Origin of the sequence: Streptomyces sp. ST2-7A (genome assembly GCF_021390475.1) — a bacterium.
Classification (GTDB): domain Bacteria; phylum Actinomycetota; class Actinomycetes; order Streptomycetales; family Streptomycetaceae; genus Streptomyces.
On the sequence record NZ_JAJUWS010000023.1, the window covers coordinates 40,248 to 58,618 of the forward strand.

Consider the following 18,371-nt stretch of genomic DNA (forward strand, 5'->3'; position numbering starts at 1 on the left):
GTGTCGGCCCTCGTGTCGTCGCCGGACGTGCGCACGGCCGGCGACGGGGCCCGGAGGCCCGCCCCGCACCGGGCCGCGCAGGCTCCCACTCCGGGGAACCGATGGGCGCCCGGCACCTCGCGGCACCCTCCCGAACCCCCGCCGCCACGCCGCGCCCGGCGCCGAACCGACCGCACGAGCCATACCACCGAACGGCCGCACCGCCGCGGGGATCCACCGGCCACGGAGCACGCCCGCCCGACCGCGCCGACTCCCGCGCGGGGAAGGCGGGAGGCACCCGAAACGTCGCCGCGCCCTTCCGGACCCCCGACATCACGCCGCCTCCGGCGCCCCCGGTGATCCACCGGCGACGGGACGCCCGCGCCGAGGGTCTCACCCCTCCGTCGGCACCGTGCCGCACCGTTTCCGGTCCTCGCCGCCGGGCCACGGCGCGTCGGCGGGACCCTGGACCCGGGACCCGGTCCGGCCGACCACGGCCACGGTCGCCGGCTCAGCGACGGGCGCCGAACCAGTCGGCGGGCCCCGTACGGGTCGGATATCCGTACCGCGCGCCGCGCCGTTCGACCTCGGCCACCAGTCGTGCCGCCTCCGCGAGCCAGGCCGCCGAGGTGGGCGACACCGCCGCTCCGGGGACGGTGCCCGACGGGCCGTCCTGCGCCCCGACACCGGTGTCGGGGCGCGCGCGCCGGTTCTGGGCCTCCCGGGCGGCGCCGAAGAACTCACCGGTGCGGGCCGCCCCCACCGCCCCCGCGCGGGAGACCGTGAGGTCGTCCCCTCCGGGCGCGTACGTCCCGTCATCGGCGGCCCGGGCACCGGGCACACCCGCACCGGGCGATCCGTGGCCCGCGCCGACCGGCTCGACCGGGTCGCGCGCCCACGAGGGTCGGTGTGTCGGCGGGGTGACATTCCCACCCGCCGCGGAGACGGCGGCGGCGCGCACCCGGTCGTGCGAGCCGGGGGAGCGCACCGGCAGCGGCCCGGGGTGGGCGGGGCGCGCGGGGGCGGGTGTCCGGTCGATCTCCGTGGTTCCCCGCGCGGATGATCCGGCCGAGGAGTCGGCCGGAACCTTCGCGGGGCGCTCGACCGCCGGCAACGGGGCGGTCGGTCCGATTCGCAGGACCAGGCCGTCGGGGGCGTCGGGGGTCTCCGGCGCGTACCGGAAGACCTCCTCCACGTCGAGTCGCACCCACAGCGGGGCCTCGGTGTCCGGCGCCATCAGGTCGGGGAATTGGAGTCGCATCTGTTCGGGGAGCAGCACCCGGGCGCGTCCGTTGACCCGCATACCGGTGCCCGCCGGGCCGTGCGCGCCATCGGCGTCGATCGCCAGGAGGCCGGCCCGGGGGTTCTCGGTGATGTTCCCGACCGACGCGTGCACACCGCGGCCCGTCCCGACCGGGAACAGCAGCGTGCGGTCGTCGGGCACCCGCAGGAAGCCGGGCGCGCCGGAGCGGATCGAGCAGTCGCACGCCCCCTCGCGGTCGGCCGTCGCCAGGAAGAAGACGCGCTGCCGGGAGAGCAGGGCCCGCAGCCCGGCGTCGAGGTGGTCGCGCAGTTCGTCGGCGTAGAAACGCTCGGCCCGTTCGGTGGTGCCCAGGCGTTGCTGGATCGCCCGTTCACCGTCGTTCCCGGGACGCGCCCGGGGTATCAGCGATCCCGGTCGAGCCCCGACCACACTGTTCACATCCGTCACCCCTACCGCGTCCGTCACGCCCTGTACCGCGTCGACGGTGTGCGTCGGCGCGCACCACGACGGATCCGCCGCACACCGCGCCGTACGGCGCCCACCCGGCGCGGGCACACCCCGGGGGGTGCCGCGGCACCGTCCGGCGGCGGGCGGGTGAAGGGGGCGGTGATCCGGCGCCCCGACGGAGGGACGGGACCGCGCACTTCGGGGTACGGGCGGCTCCGACGCGCACCTCGGCGGGAGGTGGTCCGTCGTGCCGCACACATCCTCACATCACCCGATTACCCAACGCCAGACCGATGGTGGATTCAACTTGACTCAACTTACAATCCACGCAACTTATATGACGATCCGTCATTCAATGTCCACACCCTCGTTCATACCCCCGTCCACACCCGCTCCACGGGCCCCTCCATTCACCCGTCCGGTACACCTCGGGCGCCCCACCCCTCCGGTACGGCGCCCGGCCGTGCACCCGGATCGTCACGAACCGATCCGCGCCCGGCAACGTTCCCCTCCCACTCCCCCGGGCGCCGGCGCACCGTCCCACCCTGCTCACGCAGGCGACGACACGGGGAGAGCGCGTGGAACCACCGCAGGCGGATGGCTCGGGGGACATCGGCGGCCGGGAGGACGCCCGGGTCGGGGAGGGCGGGGGAGCGCCGGGCACCGGTCCCCTCACCACCGTCCAGGAGCCGGCCGGCGGCGAGATGGGCGAAGTGGTGGGAGCTGTCGAGACCAGCGCGATCGACGACCTCCTCGGGATCGACCACGGCTGCGCGGAGACGCTGCGCCCGGAGGAGGTCATCGACGCGGCCGGCGTGACGCCGCGGGTCGTCGAGACCCGGAGCGTGGAGGTCGACCGGCCGGACGACGGCTGCCCCGGGACACCGTCCACACGATGCATCCGGAAGAGAAGGGGGACGGCTCCGACACCATCCGGGTGGACTCCGACCAACCACCGCGGGAGGATGTCGAGGACGCCGAACACCCGGAGCGGAGCGAATGACCCAACCCCCGCGTACCTCACCGGTCCCACCCCCGTCGCCCTCACCGCGGTCGTCGTCACGACCGTCACCCGGCGGGGACGGGGCGGGTGTCCGTCCGCGTCGCGCCCGGGCGGAGGACCTCCCGGCGATCGTCGCCATGCTCGCCGACGACCCGCTGGGCGCCCGCCGCGAGAATCCCGACGACCCCGCCCCCTACCGGGATGCCTTCGAGCGGATCGCCGCCGACCCGGCCCAGTCCCTGCTCGTCGCGGAGCGGGAGGCGGACGGGAAGGTCGTCGGCACCCTCCAACTGACCGTGATCCCGGGGTTGTCCCGGTGTGGCTCCGACCGGGCCCTGATCGAGGCGGTGCGGGTGCACGCCTCGGAGCGCGGGTCCGGCCTCGGCACCCGGTTGGTGGAGTGGGCGATCGCGGAGGCCCGGCGCCGGGGATGCGCGATGGTGCAGTTGACCTCGGACGCCGCCCGGGAGGACGCGCACCGTTTCTACGAACGGCTGGGCTTCGTCCCCTCCCACGTGGGCTTCAAGCTCCCGCTGTGAGCCGGCCCCCGGGGCCGCACCGGGACACGGGGCCCCGGGTGTCCGAAACCTTCAAGACCGGTGGCGCCCACCCGCCTACCCTCGCCGCATGAGCACCTCATCCAGTACCTCGCCCGACACCTCCTTCGGCCCGTCCTCCAGCCGCTCCGTGCCCGCCGTGACCCCGCGCGTCGACATGGTGGGGTTCGTGACCGCCGACCTGCGCGCCTCCCTGGCCTTCTACCGCCGACTGGGCATCGACGTCCCCGTGGACGCCGAGGGCCCGCACGTGGAGGCGACGCTGCCCGGTGGCCCGCGGATCGCCTGGGACACCGAGGAGTCGATGCGCTCCCTCGCCCCGGGGTGGACCCCGCCGACCGGCAGCCCCCGCATGGTCCTGGCCTTCCACTGCGGGACCCCGGCCGGCGTGGACGCGCTGTACGCGGAGCTGACCTCCGAGCGTCCCGCCGCCGCCGAGCGGGCCCCGTGGGACGCGCCCTGGGGCCAGCGGTACGCCGTGGTGCGGGACCCGGACGACATCCCCGTGGACCTGTTCGCCCCGCTCACGGAGGCGTCCGACGAAGCTCCCGCAACGGAACCCCCGCCAGTGTCCTGATCTCGCGCGACAGGTGTGGTTGGTCGGCGTAGCCGGCCAGGTGGGCCGCCTCGGCGAAGGTCCGGCCGGCGTCGATCATCACCAGGGCGCGGCGCATCCGCAGCACCCGGTGCAGGGTCCGGGGGCCGTAACCGAAGGCCGCCAGGCAGTGGCGGTGCAGCCGGCGCTCGCCGAGCCCCAACCGCTCGGCGAGTTCGGCCACGCCCAACCCCGGGCGGGCCGCGGCCCGCGCCACCGCCCGCAACCGGGGATCGACCGGGGGAGCGGCGCGCAGCCGGACCGCCGCGTGTTCCTCCAGTACCGCGCCGGGTGTCGCGGCGTGGGCCAGTCGGTCCTCCAGTTCACGCACCTCGGCGGCGGGCCACAGCTCCGTCAGGGGGATCCGGGCGTCACGGAGTTCGACCGCCGGTACCCCGAGGACGAGGGGAGCGGTACCGGGCGGGAACCGCAACCCCAGCCAGTCACGGCCGGGTGGATCGTGCGCGAGATGGGCCCGGGTGTCGGGGCCGGCGACCAGCAGGCGGCCCTCGCTCCACAGCAGGTCCATGCAGCCGTCGGGGAGGACGCGGGCGGTACCGGACACCGGGCGGGGCGGTCGGCTCCACAGGGTGCCACCGACGGCGGGTGCGGGGCGCTCGCGGTAACCGTGATCCGTCGCCGGGGGCCCGGCGGGATCGGCGCCGGGTTCATCCGGTTTCCCCGGGTGCTCCGGGTCGGCACCGGATGGACACTCCGCCCGCGCCCATCCACGGGCCGACGCGGGGCGGGCCGGGGGAGCCGGCCGCGTCCCGCCTCCGGGGCCGGTGGGACGCGGGGCCGCCCCGTGGGTGTCGGGCGAGGGGCGTTCCTCCCGCTCCGACACTCCCCGTCCCGGCACCGGGGTGGGGGCCCGTCGGTTACGGGGCCGGGCCGGTGCGGACGGGAGCGCCCGGCGGGACATCAGAGGCGGCCCGGCGCGTGGTGGCGCAGCAGGCGGGTGAGGAGGTCGGCGAACCGATCCCGATCCTCGGAGGCGAGGGGGGCGAGCAGGCGATCCTGCACCTCGTCCAGCGCCTTTCCGGTGCGTCGCGCCTGTTCACGACCGGCGGGGGTGACGGTGACGACGTTGCGTCGGCGGTCGGTGGGGTCGGGGCGGCGTTCCGCGTGGCCGCGTTCGACCAGTTCGTTGAGGGCGGCGACGACGTCGCTGCGGTCGATGCCGCAGCGACGGCCGAGGGCCGCCTGACTGGCGGGACCGCCCTCCTCGAGAGCGACGAGCAGGGCGTAGTGGTAGCGACCGGCGCCGGCGGCGGCGAAGGCGTCACGGGCCAGGTGGGCGGCGTGGTCGGACAGTCGGGTCAGCAGCCAACTGGGGGTGGTGCGCAGTCGCTCGGGGGCGCGGTCGTCCGCCGGGGTGGTCATGGGGCGAGCCTACCGCCGCGCTTTCCCACTTGTTGGTCCGACCCACGATATGTATGTTGGTAGGGCCAATATTGGAATGACCAACTTTGTCAAGCGGTAGCCCGTCTCGCCCCCGTCACACCTGCCACCTCCGCCGAGCCCGCCGAGCCCGGACCGCGCCGACGCCCCCGCCCGGGCGCCACCACCTCGTCTCCGCCGCGTACCGGGGCGGCACCATCCCGAGGAGTCCCCGTGCCCCTTCACCCCGCCGATCCGGCTTCCACCCCGGACCTCCCATCCGGTCCGGTCCCCACCCACCACCCCTCCGTCCCACCGATGACGCCACCGGCGTCGATCCCGACACCCGGCGCCGACGCGGGGACAGGCGCCCGTTCCGCAGCCGGAGGCGGAACGGGAACGAGTACCGGGAGGGGGCCGGCTACCGGGGCCGGAACGCACGCCGGTGCCGGGATCCGGATCGGGACCCGGATCGGAACGTCCGCAGGCGCCGGGACCGGAACCGGCGCGGGTACCGGGGTGAGGACCGGGGGCGATCTCGGCGCACGTCGCTGGTGGGCCCTGGTCGCCGTGGCCGTCGGCCAACTGATGATCGCCGCCGACGCCACCGTCCTGCACATCGCCCTGCCATCGATCCAGCCCGACCTCGGCCTCGGGGACGGCACCCGTCACTGGCCGATCACCGCCTTCGCCCTCGCATACGCCGGGCTGCTCCTGCTCGGCGGTCGGCTCTCGCCGATCCTCGGACGCCGCACCTGTCTCCTGGTCGGACTCGGGGGCTTCACCGCCGCCTCACTCCTGGCCGGTCTCGCCCGGGACCCGGGGACACTCATCGCCGCCCGGGGGCTCCAGGGGGCCTTCGGCGCCCTCTACACTCCATCGGTCCTGGCCCTCCTCGGCACGACCTTCACCGTCCCGGTGGATCGCGCCCGGGCCTTCGGGATCTACGGCACGATCATGGGATCGAGCTCCGCCGTGGGGATGGTGCTCGGGGGCACCCTCACCGCATGGGCGGGGTGGCGCTGGAGTCTCCTGGCGGCGGTTCCCATCGCGCTGATCGCGATCGCCGGCGTCCTGTTGACCGTGCGCGCCGACGCGCCGGGCGACCGGAGGCGGCTGGATGTACCGGGTGCCCTGCTCGGCACCGCCGGACTGATCGCCTTGGTACACGGATGCGGCCGCGCGGGCACCGCGGGCTGGGACGATCCACTGACACCCCTCTCCCTCGTCCTCGGCATCACCCTGCTGGCCGCCTTCGTCCGGGTTCAGCGGCGGTCATCCCACCCACTGCTTCCGCTCCGGCTCTTCGCGGACCGCGCGCGGCTCGTCTCCTACCTGTCGGTGTTCGCCATGGCGCTGGGCACCTTCGCGGGGTTCTTCCTCCTCACCTTCGCCCTCCAGGACGCCCGGGGCCTCGATCCGCTGCGGACCGGGCTCGCCTTCCTGCCCTATCCCCTGGCCATGATCATCGGCGTCCGGTACCTGCGCCGCCTGTTGGAGCGGGTGCCGCCGCACCGACTCCTCATCCCCGGCCTCCTGCTCACGGGGGCCGGGCTCGCGCTCCTCCCGGCTCTCGGCCCGGACAGCCCCTACCCCACCCACATCCTGCCGATCTTCGCCCTGTTCGGCCTCGGCGGCGCGGCCGTACTGGTGACCGCCAACAGCACGGCGACCCGGAACGCCGGACCGGACACCGCCGTGGCCGGGGCTCTCGTCATGATCTCCATGCAGGTCGGCTCGGCACTCGGGGTGGCCGGCCCGGGGGCGTTGGCCGCCGCGGCGGCGGCCGGGGACGATTCCGTCACCGGCGTCATGCACGGCTACGGGATCGCCGGGGTCGCGACGGCCGGCGTGCTCGTGGCGACCGCGCTCCTGGTGTTCGGCCTCTCCCGATCCGGACGCCGTTTCACGTGAAACATCGCACGCCGCCGACCGACCCCGGTTGCCCGACGGGCGTCACCCCTCCCCGGCGCGGGAGGCCCGCCGGGCGAGCTCCCGCCGAGCCTCCCGCCACACCCGCTCGAATTCCTCGACCGTCAACCACTCCGGTTCGTGCCCCTCCCACTCCGAGACGGGAAGCTCCGTGGTTTCCCCGTACCCGGCGACATACGCCGCGGCGGTTCCGGCACGCCACGCCACCTCCCACTCCTCCGAGTCCGCGGCCGTCACGGGGATCCGGTCGGGCCCCCTGAGTTCCACCTGCCGGCGAACCCCGCCGTCGTCTCCCACTTCGAAGAGGAACAGCAGGTCCCCCTCCGCCCAGTGGCAGCGCATCCACGTCGTCACCACGCCATCATGCCAACCGCTCCCGGCCCGGGCGTCGGCCGAACACTCACCCCGACTCCGGGCCGGCACCTCACCCGAGGGGTGACGGCGCGCCCCCGCTATGAGCCCGGTGACCCGCACCCCGCTCCCCGTGTCGCCGGCGACACGGGGAGCGGGGTGCGGGTCACCGGAGGTCCGGCGGCGCGCTCCGTGTCGGCCGGGAATCACCGCAGGGTGAGCGGGGTCTCCGACTCGACGCGGCGCAGCTTCTCCGGATTGCGCACGTAGTAGAGGCCGGTGACGCGGGCCTCCTCGACACGGGCCGCCAGAACTCCGTCGATCTCCCCGTCCAGGCACATCAGGAGAGCCGGATTGCCATTGACCACGGTGGGAATGACGGTGACCGGGAGTTCGTTCCTGCCGAGACCGCCGCCCAGGTAGCGAACGACCTTGTCGGCGCCGATGATCGGTCGCAGCGCGGCCTGCCTGATGCCGCCTCCGTCGGTCACCAGGACGACCTCGGGGGCGAGCACGTCCAGGAGTCCCTGCAGGTTCCCGGTTTCGATCGCGCGCCGGAACGACTCCAGAACCGCCCTGGCCTCACCCGGCGGGACCGCCCGGCGGGGGCGGCGGGCGTCGACGTGCCCACGGGCGCGGGACGCGATCCGGCGAACGGCCACGGGGGTCTTGTCGACGGCGGCCGCGATCTCGTCGTAGCTCACCTCGAAGACCTCGCGGAGCACGAAAACGGCGCGCTCGGTCGGTGACAGCGTCTCCAGGACGAGCATCATCGCCATCGACACGCTCTCGGCGAGCTCCACGTCCCGGGCGACATCCGGCGCGGTCAGCATCGGCTCGGGCAGCCAGGGGCCGACATACGTCTCCTTGCGACGGCTCATGGTGCGCAGCCGGTTGAGCGACTGCCGGGTCGTGACGCGGATCAGGTAGGCGCGCCGGTCGCGCACCTGCTCCAGGTCCACCCCGGACCATCGAAGCCAGGTTTCCTGGAGGACGTCCTCCGCGTCGGCCGCCGATCCGAGCATCTCGTACGCGACGGTGAAGAGCAGGTTCCGGTGGGCGACGAACACCTCGGTCGCCGCGTCGGTGACGTGCTCGCTCATGGCCCCAACCTCTTTTTCTCGCGTCTTCCCCGCGCCCGGCCTCTGCCGTCGGCGGTCTCGAGCCGTGCGTCCACGGCCGGATTCTTTTCCCGGATCGCCGTGCCGCGGCGCCCCGCATCGGGGCGACACCCGCACGACGGCGAGCCGGGCAACGTACCGATCGACCGGAACGGCCACGGTTACCCGGGTGGGACGGCTACACCGCGCGCTCGGCGGTCGCCGGTGTCCCGCCTTCCCCGGCCCGCAGCAGCCGTCGGCGCCCGGCGTCCGTGAACCTCCGGGCGCGCGAACCGGGTTCGGCCGCCTCGTCCGCCAATTGTTTGACGGTGTGCCCGCAGATGAACTCCTTGAGCTTCGCGCCGGCGCGGCCGCCGAGATGGAATCTGTTGGCGGTGTCGTCGCGACGGGCGAATTGGAAGACACCGACACCACGACCCAGGCTGATGCACTGGCCGGCGAACGCCACCCCGAGCGGCTCGGGGTGCTCGCCCGCGATCCGACTGACTACCGTGTCGGCGGCTTGCGGACCCAGCTGAACCGCGGCCTGGCAGCTCATCCGAAACGGCAGATCGGAGGGCGCGGCCGAATCGCCGGCCGCGACGATGCGCGGGTCGTCCACGCTCGTCAACGTCTCGTCCGTGAGCAGCCGGCCGAGGGTGTCGGTGCTCAACCCGCTGCGCGCGGCCAGGTCCGGTACCCCGAAGCCGACGGTCCACACGGTCACCCCGCTCGGCAGCTCGCGGCCGTCGTCGAGTCGCACGGCCTCGTGGGTCACCTCGGTCACCGTCGCCCCGGGGCCCTCGATCACGGTCACCCCGAGCGTGACCAGCCGCTTGGTCACCGAGCGGCGCACCCGGGGGTGCAGGTACGGGCCGAGTACCCGGCCGCACACCAGGGTCACGGCCCGGCCGCCCTCCGCCAGTTCGGCGGCGGTCTCGATGCCGGTCGGACCGGCCCCGACCACCGTCACCGGTGCCGTGGCGGGGGTGGCGTCGAGGGCCGCCCGCAGCCGCTCGGCCTCCTCCAACCCGGCGATCGGGTGGGCGAACTCGGCGGCCCCGGGCACCCTCGGCTCGGCACTGCCACTGCCCACCGCGTAGATCAGATGGTCGTAGCCGAGCGTGCCGCCGGCCGCGAGCCCCACCTCCCGCCCGGGGGCGTTGATCCGGGTCACGGTGTCGACGACCAGCCGGACGTCGCCGGCCAGGATGTCCCGGTACTCCACGACCGCGTCGTCGGTGCCGGCCACCAGTTGGTGCAGGCGGATCCGCTCGACGAAGGTCGGGCGCGGATTGATCAGCGTCACGGCCACGTCGTCGCGTCGCGTCAGGCGGTTGGCCGCCAGGACGCCCGCGTATCCGCCGCCGATCACGATCACATCGGTTTTCCCGGTGCTCTTCCCCGTGGTTCCGCCGGTGCTTCTCCCGGTGCTTCTCTCGCGCACGATGTCTCCTTCGGTGCCGGATGGTCGCCCCGAAGACACCGCGAAATCGATTCTTGTGACACCCGCACACCATAATGTGACGCGGATCACTCCCGATGCCGGACCCGGGGCCCCGGCGTCGCCGTGGGAGGGCCACCCCGGCATCGTGTCCATCGATGTGCGGGCGCGCTGCCACTCCTCGCGGGGCGACACGGCGGCGCTAGAAGCCGCCCTCCATGTTGACGAAGCGGGAGTAGTGGCCCTGGAAGGCAACGGTGATGGTGGCGGTGGGGCCGTTGCGGTGCTTGGCGACGATCAGGTCGGCCTCACCGGCACGCGGGGACTCCTTCTCGTAGGCGTCCTCGCGGTGGAGCAGGATCACCATGTCGGCGTCCTGCTCGATGGAGCCCGACTCCCGCAGGTCGGAGACCATCGGCTTCTTGTCGGTGCGCTGCTCCGGGCCACGGTTGAGCTGGGACAGCGCGATGACCGGGAGCTCCAGCTCCTTGGCCAGCAGCTTGAGGTTTCGGGACATCTCCGAGACCTCCTGCTGCCGGGACTCCGGGCGCCGGGACCCGCCGCTCTGCATGAGCTGGAGGTAGTCGATGACGACCAGGCGCAGGTCGTGCCGCTGCTTCAATCGGCGGCACTTGGCGCGGATCTCCATCATGCTCAGGTTGGGCGAGTCGTCGATGAACAGCGGGGCCTCGTTGACCTCGGCCATCTGCCGGGCGACGCGGTTCCAGTCCTCGTCGGTCATGCTGCCCGAGCGCATGTGGTGCAGGGCGACCCGGGCCTCGGCGGAGAGCAGGCGCATGGCGATCTCGTTGCGCCCCATCTCCAGGGAGAAGATCACGCTGGGCAGATTGTGCTTGATCGAGCAGGCGCGCGCGAAATCCAGGGCGAGGGTCGACTTACCCATCGCGGGACGAGCGGCGATGACGATCATCTGGCCGGGGTGCAGGCCGTTGGTCAGCGCGTCGAGGTCGGTGAACCCGGTGGGCACACCGGTCATCTCGCCGCTGCGGTTGCTGATCGCCTCGATCTCGTCGAGAGCGCCCTCCATGATGTCGCCGAGCGGCAGGAAGTCCTCCGCCGTGCGCTGCTCGGTGACGGCGTAGATCTCGGCCTGCGCGGAGTTGACGATGTCGTCCACGTCGCCATCGGCGGCGTACCCCATCTGAGTGATGCGGGTACCGGCCTGCACCAGGCGGCGCAACACCGCGCGGTCGTGGACGATCTCGGCGTAGTACTCGGCGTTGGCGGCCGTGGGCACGGTCTGCACCAGCGAGTGCAGGTAACCGGCGCCACCGATCTTGGCCAACTCGCCGCGCTTGGTCAGTTCGTTGGCGACCGTGATGGGGTCGGCGGGCTCGCCCCGGGCGTAGAGGTCGAGGATCGCCGTGTAGACCGTCTCGTGGGCGGGCTTGTAGAAATCGTGGCCCTTGATGGCCTCGACCACGTCGGCGATGGCGTCCTTGGACAGCAACATGCCGCCCAGCACGGACTGCTCGGCGTCGAGGTCCTGGGGCGGGAGCCGCTCGAAGGCCGCCCGCTCCTCGGAGCCGTCCTCCCAGCGGGGGGAGCCGGTACCTCCGCGCCGGGGTGCCGGGGGCGCGCTCTCGGCCCACTCGCCCTCGGCGTACTCCAGATCCGCCATGCGGGCCCGCCCTCCCTCCCGGCTCACCGGGCCGCGGGCCCGCGGCCCGTCACCCGTCGGAACATGCTGAACGTGATCGACGCGGGCCGACCCGGAGTGATCGCGATGAACCCGCCGCGCCGGTGATCCGGTGATCCGACGGTTCGTTCCGTCGCTGTCCACAGTTGTACGCCACGGCACCGACAGGCACCGTTCGGGGGCCGCGTCCGCCGTCGTCGGGGGACCCGGGACAGACCTGCGGGCGCCCCACGGTACGTGCTCCGGCGGTGCCCGCCAAACCGGTTATCCACAGGCTGGGGGCAACGCCTGTGGACAGCGCCCCGGACACTGTGGAAGAACCCCCGTTTTCTGTGGACCTCTCAGGGGATGACATTGTGGATTCTCCCGAAAGATAATCAGAAAACCTGTGCTGACCTGCGGTGATGCGATGACCTTCGACACCGACCCGAGACTGTCGAAAAAAGTTCGCGGACCATGCCCCGCGCGCGCCGGACGGGAGAGCGGTTCACGCCCCTCCCACACAGAGGTAAGGGTCACAAAACCATTGCATCCATTACCTGTGGATGCTTGGATCATCGCATGAGCCCACCCCCCGCGCGTCGGTCCGCGCCCCCCGGCGAGCCCGCCGGGGCCCCGACCGGGAAGAACGCGGTCACCACGCCCGACGGGGAATCCTCCCGCGCCACCCGACGACGGATCGCCCGCCGGTACGACCGGGAGATCCTCGCCCTCGCGCTGCCCGCCTTCGGCGCGTTGGTCGCCGAACCCCTCTTCCTCCTCGTCGACAGCGCCATGGTCGGTCACCTCGGCACCGACCGCCTCGCCGGCCTCGGTGTCTCCGCCGCGCTGCTGACCACCGGCGTCAACATCTTCGTCTTCCTCGCCTACGCCACCACCGCCGCCGTCGCGCGCCGTCTCGGCGCCGGCGATCTGCCCGCCGCCCTCCGCCAGGGCGTGGACGGGATCTGGCTGGCGCTGTTCATCGGCCTGGCCGTGGCCGCCGCGCTGATCCCCGGCGCCCCGGCCCTGGTCGACCTCCTCGGCACCTCCGCCGAGGCCACCCCGCACGCGGTGACCTACCTGCGGATCAGCGCGCTCGGCATTCCCGCCATGTTGATCGTGCTCGCCGCCACCGGGGTGTTGCGCGGACTACAGGACACCCGCACCCCGTTGTACGTCGCCATCGGTGGTTTCACGGCCAACGCCGCGCTCAACGCCCTGTTGATATACGGCGTCGGCCTCGACATCGCCGGCTCGGCCTGGGGCACCGTCATCGCCCAGGTGGGCATGGCGGCGGTGTACCTGACCGTGGTGGTGCGCGGCGCCCGCCGACACGGCGCCCCGCTGCGCCCGGACGCGGCGGGCATCCGGGCCTGCGCCCGGGCCGGCACCCCACTGTTGATCCGCACCCTCTCGCTGCGGGCGGTACTGCTCATCGCGACCGGCGTCGCCGCCCGGCTGGGCGACGTCTCCATCGCCTCCCACCAGGTGGCCCTCACCATCTGGACCCTGACCGCCTTCGCGCTGGACGCCATCGCCATCGCCGGGCAGGCCATCATCGGCCGCCTGCTGGGCGCGGACGACGCGGCCGGGGCCCGGGCGATGTGCGCCCGCATGGTGCGCTGGGGGATCGGTTCCGGAGTGGTGCTCGGCGTCCTGATCGCCGCGGGCAGCCCGCTGATCGTACGGATCTTCAGCCCCGACCCGGAGGTGCACCGGGCGTTGCTCCCGGTGCTGCTGATCGTGGCGGTCACCCAGCCGATCGCCGGGGTGGTCTTCGTCCTCGACGGGGTGTTGATGGGCGCCGGGGACGGCCCCTACCTGGCGGGGGCGATGCTGGTGACCCTCGTCGTCTTCGCTCCCGCGGCCCTGTTGGTGCCGGTGCTCGGGTGGGGCGTGGCCGGTCTGTGGTGGATGGTGGCGGGGCTGATGATGATCACCCGGATGGTGACCCTGGGTCTGCGGGTGCGGGCCGGACGCTGGATGGTCACCGGCGCGGTCCGCGCCCGCTGAGGACGGGAGTCCGGCGGGACCCGGTGGACCTCCGGCACATCGACCCGCCCCGTTCCGGGCCGCCGGGCGGCACGGAGGCCTCGGACTCCCCGCCCCCGGACACGACGAAGCGGTCCGGGGGACATCACACGGATGTCCCCCGGACCGCTCGAATCGTCACGGGCCGGCGCCGGGCCGACCCCGCCGCGCCACGATCGCCACGCGGGCGGATCGGGGCGGACGCCCGGGGGCGTCACTTGGAGGCGTCGACCTCCAGGCCGACGTTGGCCACGACCTCGGGGTGCAGGCGAACCGAGACCTGGTGGGTACCCAGGCTCTTGATCGGCCGGCCGAGCTCGATGCGGCGCTTGTCGATGTCCGGACCACCGGCGTTCTTCACCGCGGAGGCGATGTCGGCCGGGGTGACGGAACCGAAGAGGCGACCGCCCTCGCCGGCGCGAACGCGCAGACGAACCTTGACACCCTCGATCCGGCCCTTGACCTCGTTGGCCTGCTCGATGGTGGCGATCTCACGGATCTTGCGGGCCCGGCGGAGCTGGTCGACGTCCTTCTGGCCGCCGCGGGTCCACCGGATGGCCACCCCGCGGGGCAGCAGGAAGTTGCGGGCGTAGCCGTCCTTCACCTCGACGACATCGCCGGCGGCACCGAGGCCGGGGACCTCACTGGTCAGGATGATCTTCATGTCTCGTCACCCTTTCTCAGCGCGCGGTGGAGGTGTAGGGCAGCAGAGCCATCTCACGGCTGTTCTTCACGGCCGTGGCGACGTCCCGCTGGTGCTGGGTGCAGTTGCCGGTCACCCGGCGGGCACGGATCTTGCCACGGTCGGAAATGAACTTCCGCAGCAGGTTCGTGTCCTTGTAGTCGACGTAGGAGATTTTCTCCTTGCAGAACGCGCAAACCTTCTTCTTCGGCTTGCGCACAGGCGGCTTCGCCATGGTGTCTCTCCGTTAAAAGATCAGGAAGCTTGGGGGAGCCCGTCAGAAGGGGGGCTCGTCCGAGTAACCACCGCCCGAGCCACCGCCCGAGCCGCCACCGGGGCCTCCGCCCCAGCCGCCACCAGCGCCGCCACCCTGGCCACCGCCGGACGGACCCGAGGTCGCCCACGGGTCGTCGGCCGGACCGTCCTGGCGACCGCCGCCGCCCTGACCGCCGGGGCTTCCGCCCCAGCCGCCCTGGCCGCCGCCGTAGCCACCACCCTGGCCACCACCCTGGCCGCCACCGCGACCGGCGGTCTTGGTGACCTTGGTCGTGGCGTTGCGCAGGCTGGGACCGACCTCGTCGACCTCCAGCTCGAAGACCGTCCGCTTGATGCCCTCGCGGTCCTCGTAGCTACGCTGCTTCAGCCGGCCCTGAACGATGACCCGGGTGCCCTTGGTGAGGGACTCGGCGACGTTCTCGGCCGCCTGTCGCCAGACCGAGCAGGTGAGGAAGAGGCTCTCGCCGTCCCGCCACTCACTGGTCTGCCGGTCGAAGATGCGGGGGGTGGACGCGACACGAAACTTCGCGACCGCCGCACCGGAGGGGGTGAAGCGCAGCTCGGGGTCGTCGACGAGATTGCCGACGACCGTGATGACGGTCTCGCCTGCCATGGGGGAACCTCTCGGCGGGTGCTAACTGCTGGTGCTGCGATGATGACAGGGGCCTGTGACACCCGCGGTGATCCACTGTCCGGCGGGGATGTCCGGCAGGACATCCGACGCGTGAGCGGTTCGTCGCGGAGCACGGCCCGGGCCCGGGAGGAGCCGGGGCTCAGTGGGTGGCGGGGCGGAGCACCTTGGTGCGGAGCACGGACTCGTTCAGATTCATCTGACGGTCCATCTCCTTGACCACGGCCGGCTCGGCCTGGATGTCGAGCACCGCGTAGAAGCCCTCGGGCTTCTTGTCGATCTCGTAGGCCAGGCGGCGGCGACCCCAGGTGTCCACCTTCTCGACCTTCCCGTTGCCCTCGCGGATCACGGTGGCGAAGCTCTCGATCAGGGGGGCGATGGAGCGCTCCTCCAGCTCGGAGTCGAGGATGATCATCACCTCGTAGTGGCGCATGTGGAACCCACCTCCTTCGGACTCGACGGCCACGGACGTTCCGTGGCAGGAGGTTCTCACGCGTCCCGCGCCGCGCCCGGGCGCCGACCCTCCCCCGGAGCCCCACCGACGCGACCGCCCCCCGGGGGGGCGACGACGATCGGGAGCGGGACGCCGGCGCTCCGAGCGCACCGAACGGCTCGGGATCGAGCCGGGGACGGGACGCGCGGTGCCGGGGAGTGTCGAACGGACACCGACACGATGCGGACACCACAGCCTACCCGTCGCGGCCGTCCGGTTGAAATCCGGGCAGAAGCCGCCACACTCGTGGGTACCGGCACACGCCAGGAGGTGCGTCATGGCCCATGCCCAGCGCAGCCCGTTGTCGCTGCTCAACACCGACGGCCGCGCCCATCCCCGGGAGAACGCGCTCGCCTTCGTGACCCTCGCCCTGGGGCTCGTCGCGGTCCTCAGCGGCTTCTTCACCGGCCTCCACGCCCTCGCCTCGTGGGTGGGACTGGTCGGTGTCGTGGTGGGCGGCTGGGGACAGATGGTCTCCGCGACCACCGGTGAGCGCTTCCTGCTCGTCATCGGGATGGGCGGTTCCGCCCTCGGGCTGTACCTCGGGATCGTCAACGGCGGGTTCCTGTCCTGAACCGCCCGGCCCTCCGGGGGAGCCCCCCTCCGGGGGCGCACCCGGCCCCGGGGCGCGTCCCGCCCGGGGCCGCCCGGCTCGGCGCGTCCCGCCGCCCCGTTCCCCCCGCGGTACGCCCGCCCCCGGGCGGCGGGCTCCGGCCGGCCCCGGGCGGGGAAACGATCCATCGCCCCGCACACCGGGCACCCCACCACCCCGTGCCACCGTCCCGGACGGCACCGGGCCCCGCACGCCGGCATCGGATCCGCGCCGTGCGCCCACTGCCGGACCCCGATCACGGGACGGTGGGGAAGTGAACCCGCCGTGGCCGCCCCACCATTCCGGAGGGCCCCGTGCCCGGCCGGGAGGTGAACCCCGCGCATCACACGCCGGCGACCCCACCACCGCGCCACCGGCCTCCTGGCGGGCGCCGGCGCCACGCCGTGCGCCACGGAGCGCGCACGGAGCGCGTGTGGGGCACACCGGGCGCGCCGGAAGGGTGACGGCGCACACATTCCTCCCCCGCGCTCCCCGGTCCTCCCGGCACCCGACCCCATCACCTCTCCCCGTGCTCCTCCGACGCCCTTCCCGCACCTTCCGGTCCCGGTGAGGCCCCCGGAGGGCCACCTCGGCCCAATCCCCGCCGAGTAGGCTTCCGGCCAGACCCTGCGAAGTGCCCGCCGGAGGAGCGCCCCGACATGAGCCCGACCCTGAGGACCATCAGCCGCGAGCAGCATCTGGCGTACATCCGCTCGCTGCCCTCGGCCAGCCACATGCAGGTGCCGGCCTGGGGCGACGTGAAGTCGGAATGGCGCTCGGAGTCGCTGGGCTGGTTCGACGGCAACGACCGGCTGGTCGGCGTCGGGCTGGTGCTCTACCGGCAGTTGCCCAAGGTCAAGCGGTACCTCGCCTATCTGCCCGAGGGCCCGGTCATCAACTGGTTCGCCCCGAACCTGGAGGAGTGGCTGCGCCCCATGCTGGCCCACCTCAAGCAGCAGGGCGCCTTCTCCGTGAAGATGGGCCCGCCGGTCGTGATCCGCCGCTGGGACGCCAAGGCGATCAAGGCCGGCATCCAGGACCCCGAGGTCAAGCGGCTGCGCGACGTGGAGGCCACCCAACTGGAGCCGCGCGCCTTCGAGGTCGCCGACCGGCTGCGCCGGATGGGCTGGCAGCAGGGCGAGGACGAGGGCGCGGGCTTCGGTGACGTGCAGCCGCGCTACGTCTTCCAGATCCCGCTGCGCGACCGCTCCCTGGAGGAGATCCACAAGGACTTCAACCAGCTGTGGCGACGCAACATCAAGAAGGCCGAGAAGGCGGGCGTGGTCGTCGAGCGGGCCGGCTACGAGGACCTGGAGGAGTGGCAGCGGCTGTACGAGATCACGGCCGAACGCGACCGCTTCCGCCCCCGCCCGCTGTCGTACTTCCAGCTCATGTGGCGCGCGTTGAACGCCGAGACCACCTCCCCCGTGGAGGAGGACCGGATGCGGCTGTACATCGCCCGTCACGAGGGCGAGGCGGTGGCCGCGGCGACCATGCTCGTGGTCGGCGGGCACATCTGGTACTCCTACGGCGCCTCCGCCAACCACAAGCGGGAGGTGCGGCCCTCCAACGCCATGCAGTGGCAGATGCTGCGCGACGCCCACGCCATGGGTGCCCACACCTACGACCTCCGGGGCATCGGTGACATCCTCGACGAGTCCGACCACCTGTTCGGTCTGATTCAGTTCAAGGTCGGCACCGGGGGAGAAGCCGCCGAGTATCTGGGCGAGTGGGACTTCCCGCTCAATAAGCTGTTGCACAAGGCGCTCGACATCTACATGTCGCGGCGCTGAGCCGTCGGTCCCCGGCCCCGCGCGGATTCCGTCGCCCACCACCCGCCCGGCCGTCCCGTCCCCACCGGGACGCGGAGGGGCGGGGGACGGTCCGGGGGAGACGGACCGGTGGGAGACGGACCGCGAACGCCGGGCCCCACCACCGGCGCCCCGTGCACCACCCCGCGTCGCCGCGGGTC

The 18,371-nt window shown here is 73.0% G+C and carries 17 protein-coding genes; 6 read left to right on the forward strand and 11 right to left on the reverse strand.

Annotation, left to right across the window (positions count from 1 at the left end; translation table 11 throughout):
• Nucleotides 1–490: 490 nt before the first annotated feature.
• Nucleotides 491–1,681: a pyridoxamine 5'-phosphate oxidase family protein gene (locus tag LZF96_RS15335; protein WP_233871897.1), complete on the reverse strand. Its 1,191-nt coding sequence runs from the start codon at nucleotides 1,679–1,681 to the stop codon at nucleotides 491–493.
• A gap of 1,149 nt (nucleotides 1,682–2,830) precedes the next feature.
• Here LZF96_RS15335 and LZF96_RS15340 point away from each other — a divergent pair.
• Entirely contained in the window at nucleotides 2,831–3,232 is a 402-nt protein-coding gene (locus tag LZF96_RS15340; protein ID WP_233871900.1) for a GNAT family N-acetyltransferase, read from the forward strand.
• Nucleotides 3,233–3,389: 157 nt separating this feature from the next.
• On the forward strand, nucleotides 3,390–3,827 hold the full coding sequence (locus LZF96_RS15345) for a VOC family protein (protein WP_233872021.1): 438 nt from the start codon (nucleotides 3,390–3,392) through the stop codon (nucleotides 3,825–3,827).
• Here the strand turns inward: LZF96_RS15345 and LZF96_RS15350 are convergent.
• Both LZF96_RS15350 and LZF96_RS15355 read right to left on the reverse strand, forming a co-directional pair.
• Complete coding sequence (locus LZF96_RS15350; RefSeq protein ID WP_374203246.1) at nucleotides 3,775–4,410, reverse strand: helix-turn-helix domain-containing protein; 636 nt, start codon at nucleotides 4,408–4,410, stop codon at nucleotides 3,775–3,777. The genes LZF96_RS15345 and LZF96_RS15350 overlap by 53 nt on opposite strands.
• Before the next feature lie 356 nt (nucleotides 4,411–4,766).
• Entirely contained in the window at nucleotides 4,767–5,228 is a 462-nt protein-coding gene (locus tag LZF96_RS15355; RefSeq protein ID WP_233871903.1) for a MarR family winged helix-turn-helix transcriptional regulator, read from the reverse strand.
• Between the two features lie 516 nt (nucleotides 5,229–5,744).
• Here LZF96_RS15355 and LZF96_RS15360 point away from each other — a divergent pair.
• Nucleotides 5,745–7,139 (forward strand): MFS transporter, encoded by a 1,395-nt coding sequence (locus LZF96_RS15360; protein WP_233871906.1) that lies wholly within the window; start codon nucleotides 5,745–5,747, stop codon nucleotides 7,137–7,139.
• A gap of 42 nt (nucleotides 7,140–7,181) precedes the next feature.
• On the opposite strand, the gene LZF96_RS15365 is transcribed toward LZF96_RS15360, so the two are convergent.
• The 4 genes from LZF96_RS15365 to dnaB form a co-directional block, all read right to left on the reverse strand.
• Nucleotides 7,182–7,511 (reverse strand): hypothetical protein, encoded by a 330-nt coding sequence (locus LZF96_RS15365; protein ID WP_233871909.1) that lies wholly within the window; start codon nucleotides 7,509–7,511, stop codon nucleotides 7,182–7,184.
• Nucleotides 7,512–7,714: 203 nt separating this feature from the next.
• Entirely contained in the window at nucleotides 7,715–8,611 is an 897-nt protein-coding gene (locus tag LZF96_RS15370; protein ID WP_233871912.1) for an RNA polymerase sigma-70 factor, read from the reverse strand.
• Between the two features lie 196 nt (nucleotides 8,612–8,807).
• Nucleotides 8,808–10,055 carry an FAD-dependent oxidoreductase gene (locus LZF96_RS15375; RefSeq protein WP_233871915.1) on the reverse strand — a complete coding sequence of 416 codons (1,248 nt, stop codon included), beginning with the start codon at nucleotides 10,053–10,055 and terminating at the stop codon, nucleotides 8,808–8,810.
• Between the two features lie 199 nt (nucleotides 10,056–10,254).
• Entirely contained in the window at nucleotides 10,255–11,694 is a 1,440-nt protein-coding gene (gene dnaB, locus LZF96_RS15380; protein ID WP_233871918.1) for a replicative DNA helicase, read from the reverse strand.
• 579 nt (nucleotides 11,695–12,273) lie between these two features.
• On the opposite strand from dnaB, the gene LZF96_RS15385 reads away from it, so the two are divergent.
• Nucleotides 12,274–13,707 (forward strand): MATE family efflux transporter, encoded by a 1,434-nt coding sequence (locus LZF96_RS15385; protein WP_233871921.1) that lies wholly within the window; start codon nucleotides 12,274–12,276, stop codon nucleotides 13,705–13,707.
• A gap of 232 nt (nucleotides 13,708–13,939) precedes the next feature.
• Here the strand turns inward: LZF96_RS15385 and rplI are convergent, their stop codons facing one another.
• The 4 genes from rplI to rpsF form a co-directional block, all read right to left on the reverse strand.
• Complete coding sequence (gene rplI, locus LZF96_RS15390; protein WP_233871924.1) at nucleotides 13,940–14,389, reverse strand: 50S ribosomal protein L9; 450 nt, start codon at nucleotides 14,387–14,389, stop codon at nucleotides 13,940–13,942.
• Between the two features lie 16 nt (nucleotides 14,390–14,405).
• Complete coding sequence (gene rpsR / locus LZF96_RS15395; protein WP_233871927.1) at nucleotides 14,406–14,642, reverse strand: 30S ribosomal protein S18; 237 nt, start codon at nucleotides 14,640–14,642, stop codon at nucleotides 14,406–14,408.
• Nucleotides 14,643–14,684: 42 nt separating this feature from the next.
• Nucleotides 14,685–15,296, reverse strand: a complete 612-nt coding sequence (locus LZF96_RS15400; RefSeq protein ID WP_233871930.1) for a single-stranded DNA-binding protein — start codon at nucleotides 15,294–15,296, stop codon at nucleotides 14,685–14,687.
• A 160-nt stretch (nucleotides 15,297–15,456) separates the two neighbouring features.
• Nucleotides 15,457–15,747 carry a 30S ribosomal protein S6 gene (gene rpsF / locus LZF96_RS15405; RefSeq protein WP_233871933.1) on the reverse strand — a complete coding sequence of 97 codons (291 nt, stop codon included), beginning with the start codon at nucleotides 15,745–15,747 and terminating at the stop codon, nucleotides 15,457–15,459.
• Nucleotides 15,748–16,084: 337 nt separating this feature from the next.
• Between rpsF and LZF96_RS15410 the strand changes: the two genes are divergently transcribed.
• Complete coding sequence (locus LZF96_RS15410) at nucleotides 16,085–16,381, forward strand: hypothetical protein (protein ID WP_233871936.1); 297 nt, start codon at nucleotides 16,085–16,087, stop codon at nucleotides 16,379–16,381.
• A 677-nt stretch (nucleotides 16,382–17,058) separates the two neighbouring features.
• Nucleotides 17,059–18,192 (forward strand): peptidoglycan bridge formation glycyltransferase FemA/FemB family protein, encoded by a 1,134-nt coding sequence (locus LZF96_RS15415; RefSeq protein WP_233871940.1) that lies wholly within the window; start codon nucleotides 17,059–17,061, stop codon nucleotides 18,190–18,192.
• Nucleotides 18,193–18,371: the final 179 nt, after the last annotated feature.